At 71.1% G+C, this 9,230-nt stretch carries 10 protein-coding genes and 3 pseudogenes; 8 read left to right on the top strand and 5 right to left on the bottom strand.

Annotated features, from left to right (window positions below; all coding sequences use genetic code 11):
• A partial coding sequence (locus tag AB0K09_RS24030; protein WP_366067442.1) for an MFS transporter occupies positions 1 to 683 on the bottom strand: 683 nt, incomplete at its 3' end.
• Between the two features lie 108 nt (positions 684 to 791).
• On the opposite strand from AB0K09_RS24030, the gene AB0K09_RS24025 reads away from it, so the two are divergent.
• From AB0K09_RS24025 to AB0K09_RS24010, 4 genes are all read left to right on the top strand, one after another.
• The gene (locus AB0K09_RS24025; protein ID WP_366067441.1) at positions 792 to 1,307 is read left to right on the top strand and encodes a hypothetical protein; all 516 of its coding nucleotides are present in this window, start codon (positions 792 to 794) and stop codon (positions 1,305 to 1,307) included.
• Between the two features lie 15 nt (positions 1,308 to 1,322).
• Entirely contained in the window at positions 1,323 to 1,955 is a 633-nt protein-coding gene (locus tag AB0K09_RS24020; protein ID WP_366067440.1) for an AAA family ATPase, read from the top strand.
• Between the two features lie 189 nt (positions 1,956 to 2,144).
• The gene (locus AB0K09_RS24015; RefSeq protein ID WP_366067438.1) at positions 2,145 to 2,774 is read left to right on the top strand and encodes a hypothetical protein; all 630 of its coding nucleotides are present in this window, start codon (positions 2,145 to 2,147) and stop codon (positions 2,772 to 2,774) included.
• 66 nt (positions 2,775 to 2,840) lie between these two features.
• A complete protein-coding gene (locus AB0K09_RS24010; RefSeq protein ID WP_366067437.1) occupies positions 2,841 to 3,404 on the top strand; it encodes a hypothetical protein in 564 nt (187 codons plus the stop codon).
• A 142-nt stretch (positions 3,405 to 3,546) separates the two neighbouring features.
• On the opposite strand, the gene AB0K09_RS24005 is transcribed toward AB0K09_RS24010, so the two are convergent.
• Positions 3,547 to 3,846: a DUF6342 family protein gene (locus tag AB0K09_RS24005; protein ID WP_366067436.1), complete on the bottom strand. Its 300-nt coding sequence runs from the start codon at positions 3,844 to 3,846 to the stop codon at positions 3,547 to 3,549.
• Positions 3,847 to 4,451: 605 nt separating this feature from the next.
• Here AB0K09_RS24005 and AB0K09_RS24000 point away from each other — a divergent pair.
• The 3 genes from AB0K09_RS24000 to AB0K09_RS23990 are packed head-to-tail and all read left to right on the top strand — an operon-like array spanning position 4,452 to position 6,549.
• The gene (locus tag AB0K09_RS24000; RefSeq protein WP_366067435.1) at positions 4,452 to 4,727 is read left to right on the top strand and encodes a hypothetical protein; all 276 of its coding nucleotides are present in this window, start codon (positions 4,452 to 4,454) and stop codon (positions 4,725 to 4,727) included.
• An 11-nt stretch (positions 4,728 to 4,738) separates the two neighbouring features.
• Positions 4,739 to 5,617, top strand: a complete 879-nt coding sequence (locus AB0K09_RS23995) for a HEAT repeat domain-containing protein (protein WP_366067434.1) — start codon at positions 4,739 to 4,741, stop codon at positions 5,615 to 5,617.
• A 14-nt stretch (positions 5,618 to 5,631) separates the two neighbouring features.
• Positions 5,632 to 6,549: a HEAT repeat domain-containing protein gene (locus AB0K09_RS23990; protein WP_366067443.1), complete on the top strand. Its 918-nt coding sequence runs from the start codon at positions 5,632 to 5,634 to the stop codon at positions 6,547 to 6,549.
• A 45-nt stretch (positions 6,550 to 6,594) separates the two neighbouring features.
• Here the strand turns inward: AB0K09_RS23990 and AB0K09_RS23985 are convergent.
• Both AB0K09_RS23985 and AB0K09_RS23980 read right to left on the bottom strand, forming a co-directional pair.
• Positions 6,595 to 6,735: pseudogene (locus AB0K09_RS23985) on the bottom strand (transposase); the annotation flags it as partial.
• A 54-nt stretch (positions 6,736 to 6,789) separates the two neighbouring features.
• Positions 6,790 to 7,503 carry an endonuclease/exonuclease/phosphatase family protein gene (locus tag AB0K09_RS23980; RefSeq protein ID WP_366067433.1) on the bottom strand — a complete coding sequence of 238 codons (714 nt, stop codon included), beginning with the start codon at positions 7,501 to 7,503 and terminating at the stop codon, positions 6,790 to 6,792.
• 96 nt (positions 7,504 to 7,599) lie between these two features.
• Here AB0K09_RS23980 and AB0K09_RS23975 point away from each other — a divergent pair.
• A pseudogene (locus tag AB0K09_RS23975) lies at positions 7,600 to 8,701 on the top strand (M20 family metallopeptidase).
• A 26-nt stretch (positions 8,702 to 8,727) separates the two neighbouring features.
• Here AB0K09_RS23975 and AB0K09_RS23970 read toward each other — a convergent pair.
• Positions 8,728 to 9,230, bottom strand: a pseudogene (locus tag AB0K09_RS23970) (ABC transporter permease); the annotation flags it as partial.

Genomic DNA, 9,230 nt, shown 5'->3' with positions numbered 1-9,230 from the left:
GCGAAGAAGGACAGCGTTCCCGCGCACACCCAGCGGATGCGGCGGAACTCCGCCCAGCCCTCGCGGATGTCGGCGAGCAGGGAGGCGGATCGGGGCGGCGTGCCGGCGGCGAGGGGCAGACGGGCGAGGCAGCCCGCGGCGACCAGGTACGTCAGGGCATCGAAGGCGAGGGCCGGCCCGCCGCCGGCGGCCACCACGAGCAGGCCCGACGCGCTCGGCCCGAGAATCTTCGTGGCGTTGCGCACCGAGCCGAGCAGCGCGTTCGCCTGCCGCAGCCGGGACTTGCCGACGAGCTCGGGCAGGAGGCCGCGCAGCGCGGGGGTGGTGAAGGCGGCCAGGATGCCGTTGAGGAGTTCCAGCCCCGCGACGGGGAGGAGCGCGTAGTGGCCGGTGAGCAGCAGTGCGGCGACGGCTCCCTGGGTGAGGGCGGAGCCCAGGTTCGCGGCGACCAGCACCGTGCGGCGCGAGAGGCGGTCGGCGGTCGCGCCGCCGATCAGGAGGAACACGAGCAACGGCACCATGCGGGCGGCGAGGACGACGCCGAGGTCCCCGGTGCGGCGGCCGGAGGCGTCCAGCACCGCGAAGGCCAGCGCGACCGGGGCCATCGAGCTGCCCAGCAGTGAGACGAGCTGCCCGGCGAAGAACCGGCGGAAGCCGGCGTGGTGGAGGAGAGATTCGCGCACCGGCCCGAGTCTCCGGCCGCGCAGCGGGCGGCACCACTGGTTTATTCGGCGACCCGCCGGGATCCGGCCGTAAGATGAGCCGCTCACCGCGCCTTCGAGGATGTCCAGTTGACCCCGTATTCCCTCGCGTTCTACCTGGACGTGATCACCACCGGAAACCTGCTCGGCGTGCCGCCGGACGCCGGTCCCGATGAGGTCACCGGACTCCTGGGGCCCGAATTCGCCGAGAACCGCTTCGGCGGGCGGAGCATGTGCCGTGACCACGGCCTGGTCGAGTTCTTCTGGGACCGGCCGTCCCCGGCGGACCCCTGGACCGGCCACCACTTCAGCCTCCAGGTCCACCGGCTCGCCCGCGGGGGCGGGTCCGTGGTCAACGAGAACATCCGGGCCCGGTACGGACGGTTCGGCCGCCACCTGCCCTTCGAAAAATTGCGGCGCATGCTGGAAAAGCGCGGAGTGCCGCTGGTGGAGGTCCCGGAGGACGGGAACGCGCCGGAGATCGTTCGGTACGTACAGCCGCGTTCCCGGGTGGATCTCTATGTCGTCCGCAGCCACCCGGAGTGGCGGACCCCGCCCCACAACGAGCGGATCGGCGACGTACGCTCGATCGTCTCCGCCGGATGAGAGGACGGACGGCACATGCTTCTGTGGATCAACGGGCCCTTCGGCGGCGGCAAGACACAGACCGCACACGAGCTCCAGCGGCGGCTGCCCGGCAGCGTGATCTGCGACCCCGAGCACGTCGGCTTCGGGCTTCACCGCATGCTGCCGGCGCCCCTCCGGGGCGACTTCCAGGACCTGGCCGCCTGGCGGCAGGGCGTGTACGAGGTCCTCGACCTGGCGCTCGGCAAGCACGCCGGGACGGTCATCGTCCCCATGACGGTCGTCGAACCGGCCTACTTCGAGGAGATCGTCGGCCGGCTCCGGGCGCGCGGCCACGACGTCCGGCACTTCGCGCTCCTCGCGGAACGGGCCACCGTACTGCGACGGCTGCGCGAGCGCGGCTTCGGGCGCGCGGTGCGGCTGGTCGCCGGGAAGGAGGCCCCGCTGCGCTTCGAGAGCTTCGCCGTCGCCAAGCTCGACCTGTGCCTGGAGCGGCTGCGGGCCGCGGAGTTCGCGGAGCACATCCGGACCGACCACCGCACCGTTCCGCAGGTCGCCGAGCGCATCGCGGCGTCCGCCGGGCTGAGCCTGCTCCCGAACACGGACGGCCCCCTGCGGGGCCGGCTGCGCCGCGCCTGGACGGGGGCCAGGCACATCCGGTTCGACTGAGCGCGCCCTTCACGTCGGGTACACCCTGAGCCGGACCGCTCACCAGCGGGCTCCGCCGTACGGCGGAAGCGCTCACGACCAGCGGCTGACGTGCCCGGGCCGGGCGTCGAACAGGATCGTTCGTGGCGGAGCGGAAGTCCCTCCCACTCCACCGCTTCGGATTCCACGACGCCCGAACGGAGTTCCACCGTGCCCAGATCCAAGCTGTCCCACCGCGCCGTCACATTCTTCGCGGCGACCGCCATGGTGGCGACCACCGCGGGGATCGCCTCCGCGTCGACGGCCCCCACGCCCGGGCCCGGCCGGGACGCGCGGGCCTCCGGCCCCTCCGGGGCTGTCGTCTCCAGCCTCAGGGGCTGGGGCCGCATGGACTACCCCGTCGCCGGTGACGATATCCAGGTCACCGTCGACGCCCACGCCACCTTCGGGGGTCTGGGCCGGGCCAGGCCCGACAAGTCCTGGGGGACCTTCCGCATCTACCACCGGATGGCAGCCGCCAACGGCGAGCCCGAGAAGGTCAACTGGGGCGACTTCGAGGTGGACTGTCTGACCAGCGGCGGTCCCACCGCCACCGTGACCGGGCGCATCGTGCGCACCGGGGGCAACGCCGGTGCCTGGGACGACTATCTGAAGCGGCACATCCGCATGGGGATCAGCTTCTACGTGGGAGCGGGCAAGGGCGGCGGTCCCGGCCGCATCGGGCTCTCCGGAGGCACCGCGGAGGGCGAGCCGCTGCTCAGCGCGTGCATGGCACCGGCCGCCGACTCCAAGGTGACCAAGGGCGGCTACGACCTCACCGACAAGGCCCCGGCCCGCTGAGACGCCCGGAACCCCGGGCCGCTCGGGACCCTCTCACCTGCCAGAGGGCTCGAAAGGGGCAGGAACATGAAGTTCAGAACTCGGTACGCGGGCGTGGTCGCGGCGGTCGTCTGCTGCTGCCTGCCGATGGCCGCCTGCGGTACGGAACGTGCCGACGGGCCCGGAACGGCGGCGTCCGCGCCGGACGGGACCAGTGACGACCAGGGGACGAACCTCCCGGACACGACGTCCGACGATCAGGGGACCAGCCTCCCCGACACCACCTCCGACGACCATCCGGACCCCGACGGTCCGCCCATGGGCGACACCGCGGACGACGACGGCGGAGTCCCCACCGCCGGCCCGCACCGCTGGTTCCCGATGCTCCGCGAGTTCCACGCGTACCTCACCACCAAGGCCCCGAAGGCGGACGCGGCCGTGGCCCCGCACGTGACGCGCGTCTACATCCGCACCCCGGCAGGCACCGACCGCGTCGAGGCCGTCGTCCGGGTGGACTACGGAGCGGGCGAACAGGAGGACGCCGACCGCACGGCCAAGGCGTTCGTCACGTGGCGGCGCTCGGCGTACGGCGACCACGGCCACGTGCGGGTCCTGGGTCCGGCGAAGACCACGGCGGACGGGGACTGGTAGCCCTCGCGCCGGCCGGTTCGCTGTGGCGCCCGCGCCGACCGGGGCGGGTTCGAGGGCCATGCCACGGAGTCCGGCTTCTTCCGCGGAATGCCGGTGGGGGCGGTGGCAGACCCTGCCGCCGCCCCCACCGGGTCATCGCTTCCTAGTAGGACAGGTCTTTCTGCTCTGTGATCAGGCGGCCGGCTATGTGCAGGTTGCCGTCGGAGTCGAGTACCGCGATGATCTTCTTCGTGGAGCCGTGGTGGGTCGTGAAGTAGATCTTGTCCGCCTCCTGAGAGGTGGAGTAGTTCGTGTTCACCGACAGCTCGATGCTCACCGGCGAGCTGATGAGCATGTCCTTCTTGGGCGAGTTCGGGTAGATCTGGTTCTGCCGCAGTCTGATGCGGCCGTGGGTGTCGCCCTCGTTCCAGTCCGTCGCCACTCCGAGATCGATCTCCGCCATGAGGCTTCCTCTCGGTCCCGGCGGGCCGTTTCCCTTCTCGCGGGCTTCGGCCGCGTCGTTCCGTGCGTGAAGCCCGACAGGACGCGCCCGCTCCCCAGTGAAAGAACATCCCGGCCGGGTGGCATGCCACATCACCCGAACCGATCCAGAACCTACACGCTTCAGTCACATAAGGGCATCGAACTCCGAAAATGACTGTTTGTGATCAAAAGTTGCTGCTTTTTGAGCGAGTTGGTCGCATCTACGTCGCGCAACCGGCGAGCTGCTCCCTCCCGGGACCCACGAAGTCCCCGCCGTGTTTTCGAAGTTGCTGGTGTGCCGGGTGGGCGGTCTGATGAGGTCGGTTGGGTGCTGACTCTGGGACCTGACGGCATGGGTGAGGATCTGTCAGTGCCATCTGCTGAACGTCCGCAGCGCACTGCCGGGCGGTCCGCGGGCTCCGGCCTACACCACGTTGACCACGGAGTGTGGGTGCTCTCCTTCGGTTCCTTCGTTCTGGTGCACTGTCCGGTGCGGCAATGCCTTCTTGAGGGCGCGTTCGTTGGTGCGATGGCGGCTTGAGCGGCCGGTACGACAAACGCTGTCCGGGATGTATGGGAGCAACATTGATCAAGAACGAGCGACTGCGACGCGGACTGGTCGTGGCGGGCACGATGGCAGCGGCAGTCGGAGGCAGTATCGGCGGTGCACAGGCCGCCGAGCTGCCGGAGCTGGGCACCCCGGTTGCGGCCAGCGGGCTCACGTCCGGCCTGGACAGCGTTTCCGAGGCCAGTCCCATCCTCGTCACTGGTGGGCTCGCCAACTCGAAGCAGACCATTGGCGGCAAGGTTGTGGATACGTTGCGCGACAGCATCCTGGAAAAGGTCCGGATTCTCGATTAGGTTCCTGACAGGTGACCTGGGTCTTGGGTACTGAGGCCACGCAGGTGGCTGCTCACCTGGACGACTTCGTTGTGCAGGTGGGCAGGCGCCTTCCGTCTGGGGAGCCGGGAGCGTTTTTCGCCGCGCAGGGCCCGCTGGCTGTTCTGGCGGAGTCCGGATGGGCTGCGCAGTATGTGCGCAAGCTGCTGGGTGACGTCTGCCGTCAGCCGGACCGTGGTGTGCCCGGCATGACCGATGAGGGCGTCGTCGTCGCGCAGGGTGCAGGCTGGTCCCTGACGCTTCGTGTCGCTGCCCCTTATCGGCAGGACGGGCTGGTCAGCGCCGCCGCGCACTGCCTGATCGCGCCGCTGGGAACGGATCCTGCGCTGGTGGAGGTCTTTGCACGTCCCGCCCATGAGCGTCCCGATGCCTTGGACGGCCGGGCGCTGACTCCGCTCGGTATGCGCACGGTGGCCAAGGGCCAGGTTCTCGCCCTGGATGCCGGGCAGCATCTGGCAGTCTTCACGCAGCCGGATGCCGCCTGCCCGCATCTGCTGCTCACCTCGCCCCCGGTGGTGGCCTACCGGCTGGCCTACGACCGTACGACGCTGCGTCCCGTCCAGGTCATCAGTGCCGACCTCGACGCGACCCGGCTCACCTACGCCATCCGCCTGCTCGGCGCTGCGGGGAAGTCCACCTCCGGGCCCCGGCTCGAAGAGCTCTCCCGGCATCCGCAACATCAGGTGCGCTGGGAGGCCATCCGCGCCCTGTTCCGCGTCGACCGCCCAGCGGGGACCGCGCGACTGCGTGAAGCCGCCGCCCACGATCGGCATCCGGAGATCAGGGCCACCGCGGCCGCGGCCCTCGGCCAGGCACCGGCCCCGGCGCCCCGGCCCGTCGGGGCCACCTGAAGGAGAGCTGCCCCGTGGCCTACACCCTCCCCGCCGCCCGTCAGTCGCCAATCACTCTGGCCGACTACCTCGACCACATCAACGCCACCGTCGACACCGCCGACACCGATTCCGTGCTCGCGTCGGCCGACGCCCTGAGCGCGCTGAACGGTGACGCGGACCTGCTGGTCGACCACCTCAACCAAGAGCTCGCCGATCTCGCCTCCTGGCAGAACGGCAACCCCTACATGGGACCGTCTCTTCTCCTGGGCCACGGTGAGAACTTCAGCGTCCGGGCGAACATCTGGCTCCCGCCGGCCCGCATGAGCCTGCACGAGGAGCAGACGCTGCACTCTTATGAGGTGCCGCACGACCACACCTTCTCGTTCTTGACGGTCGGCCACTTCGGGCCCGGCTACGAGACCACGATCTGGGAGTACGATCCCCACACGGTCACCGGGGTGCCCGGCGAGCACGTCGAGCTCCGCCTGCTCGAACACACCGACCTACCACGCGGGAAGGTCATGTACTACCGGGCAGGCCGGGACATCCACACCCAGCACCACCCGCCCGCCCTGTCGGTCTCCCTCAACCTCCTCATCCACCGCCAGGACGACCCGCACGCGCAGCAGCGGTTCTTCGACACCGACGGCGGGCGTCTGACCGGCAATACCCCCAGCCCGGCCACCCGCAGCCACCAGATCCTGTGCGATCTTGCCGGCCACCTCGGCGACCAGCGCACCGCACCCCTCCTCGAACACCTCGCCACCACCCACCCCTCTCCGGCCGTCCGGGCCAGCGCCCTGGAAAACTCCGTCCGCGTGCTCGGCCCTGACGCCGAACCAGTCCTCCTCCAGGCCGCTGACGACCCCCACCCCGCCGTCCATGGCCCCGCACGAAACGCCCTGGACAGCGGGACAGGAAACGACCGGCAGGTCAAAGCCACTCGTTGATCGCGGCGACGACGACAATTGCCTCGAAGCGGACTGCGAGCGCAGCCACGGAGCACCGGTCCGCACCCGCCGGCGGATCCCATCGATCAGCTTCCGCCGACCCACCGCTGGCTGGCCCCGCCCCGCCACCGGAAGCAATGGTTCCAGAACCGCCCACTGCTCGTCAGAAAGATCACCTCGCCCCACACCGAGATCATCGCGACGCGGGACGAGAGGCCAATCCCACTTCCAAAGCACGGCCTAGCGGCGGACGTCCGCGCGGAGGAGATTGTGGTCCGAGAGGCCACCGGCGTCCTCGACCGCCGCGCTGCTCGTTCCACCGCCCCGTACCACGACGTGGTCGATCCACTGCGCCGTCGAACCCGGCGTGGGCGGGCGGGTCGGCAGGGCGTCCGGTGGGAGGTCCGCGACGTCGAAGCCGGTGCCCAGGGCCGCCGCCACGACTCCGCGATCGGCGTTGAAATCGCCAAGGAGAATCGCCGGCCGTCCCGGCGCGGGGGCGGCCAGCTCGGCGAGGCGCGCCAGTTGACGGGTGCGTCGCCGGTCGCCGCTCACGTGGGTGGCCACGACGAGCGCCCCCGCGGTCTCGACTGCGAGCGCGCCCTTGCCCGGGTCGTCCTCGAAGGCGGCGGCGCCGACCTGGCGGCTCGGCCCGTCGGCCAGGAGCACGAGGTACTCCTCGGGAGCGCGCAACGCACAGGTGCCGTGGCGGGGCGCCGGGACGCGCGGGTAGCGCAGGGCGTGGACGGTCCGGCCGGGCAGCGCGTCGCGGAGGGCGGCCAGTTGGTCACCACTGACCTCCTGCAGGGCGATGACCTGCTCGGTGCGCCGCGCCAGCCGTTCCGCGACCGCGGCGACGCGCTCCGATTCGTCCGGCCAGCGCGCCACCACGTCCTCTCCCCAGTTCTCGGCATGGACGCGGTGCAGGACGTTCCAGGTGGCCACAGTGATCACAGGCCGCGATGTTAGCCACTCACATCCCCGAAGCCGGCCGCCGTGCCCCGATGGTGGTCAGCAGAACACGCATACCGCACCGCATACGCTGGCGGCATGACCCTGCGCAAGGCCGTCGACGTGCATGTCGACGCGATGCTCGAAGATCTCAGGACACTCGTCGAAACCGAATCTCCCTCGCGCGACCCGGACGCCTTGACGGCGTCGGCCAAGACCGTCGCCTCCGTCATCGAGAACCGGCTCGGCGGCCGGGCCGTTCTCGTCGAGAGCGAAGCCGGGCCGCACGTCCACTGGTCGGGCGGTGGCGATCCCCAGGTGCTGATTCTCGGTCACCACGACACGGTGTTCCCGCTCGGCACGCTCGAACGCCGCCCGTTCAGGGTCGAGGGCGGGCACGCCACCGGCCCCGGGGTCTTCGACATGCTCGGCGGTCTGGTGCAGGGCATTCACGGCCTGGCCGCGCTCGACGACCTGTCGGGCGTCGAGATCCTGGTGACCGCCGACGAGGAGGTCGGCTCCCGCTGCTCCCGGGCCCTCATCGAGGAACGCGCCCTGGCCTGCGGCGCGGTACTCGTCCTGGAGGGCGCCGCCGACGGCGGGGGAGTGAAGACCGGCCGCAAGGGCTGCGGCACGTTCCGGGTCTCCGTCACCGGCCGGGCGTCGCACGCGGGGCTCGAGCCCGCCGCCGGCGTCAACGCCCTGATCGAGGCGTCGCACCAGGTACTGGACATCGCGGCGCTGGGCCGGCCCGGCATCGGCACGACCGTCACCCCCCACCGTCGCGTCCGCGGGAACCCTGGACAACGTCGTACCCGCGGAGGCGACCGTCGTCGTGGACGTCCGCGTGGAGTCGGCCGCCGAGAAGGAACGCGTCGAGTCGGCATTCGCGGCGCTCGCCCCGTATCTCGACGGGGCGACGGTCGCGGTCGACGGAGGCATCGGCCGGCCCCCGATGCCCGAATCGGCGTCGGCGGAGCTCTTCGCGATGGCGCGGCAGCTGCTGCCCGGCCTCGAAGGCCGGGCCGTCGGCGGCGGAAGCGACGGCAACTTCACGGCCGCGCTGGGGGTGCCGACGCTCGACGGCCTCGGAGCGGTGGGCGGCGGCGCGCACGCCGACCACGAGTACCTGGTGGTCGGCGCCATGGCCGAGCGGGCCCACCTCGTGGCCGGGCTGGTGGACGCGATCCGCAACGCGTAGGGTCCGGCCGCCCCGGCCGCGGCCTGTCACACGTCGCGGCGCCGCACGACGAGCACGGCCAGTGCGACCGTGATCAACGGCCAGAGCGCGTACACGATCCAGCACCCGGGGACCGTGGCGGTGTAGGCCAGGGAATCCGGGTCCGGGTCCCAGGGCTCGATCAGGCGCTGCCAGGCGGGCGACACCAGCGCGTGCTTGATGTCCGCCGTCCAGCGGTCGCTCTCCGAGAACATGGTGGGCAGCATCAGCAGGAGGAAGACGCTGGTGACCATGGTCGCGGCGGCGTGCCGGAGCAGAACGCCCAGGCCCAGACCGACCAGTGCGCAGACCGGGGGCAGCAGCGCGGACGCCGCCAGTGCCCGGAACACCCCGGGGTGGGTGATCGGCACCCCGGCGTGCCGCCCGTGCAGGATCGCCTGGGAGAGCAGGAACGAAGCGGTGGAGGTGACCGTCCCGACCACGGTCCACAGCGCTCCGGTGACGGCCGCCTTGGCCAGCACCACCGAGCCGCGCGCGGGGACGGCCACAG

Origin of the sequence: Streptomyces sp. NPDC049577 (genome assembly GCF_040675635.1) — a bacterium.
Classification (GTDB): Bacteria; Actinomycetota; Actinomycetes; order Streptomycetales; family Streptomycetaceae; genus Streptomyces.
Note: the sequence above shows the minus strand (reverse complement) of the source record. Positions and strands in the feature narration are given on the sequence as shown.

Coding starts and splice junctions, on each gene's coding strand:
- AB0K09_RS24020 (WP_366067440.1), top strand. CDS start 1,323: ATGCTTCTGTGGATCAACGGGCCCTTCGGCGGCGGCAAGACACAGACC.
- AB0K09_RS24010 (WP_366067437.1), top strand. CDS start 2,841: ATGAAGTTCAGAACTCGGTACGCGGGCGTGGTCGCGGCGGTCGTCTGC.
- AB0K09_RS24005 (WP_366067436.1), bottom strand. CDS start 3,846: ATGGCGGAGATCGATCTCGGAGTGGCGACGGACTGGAACGAGGGCGAC.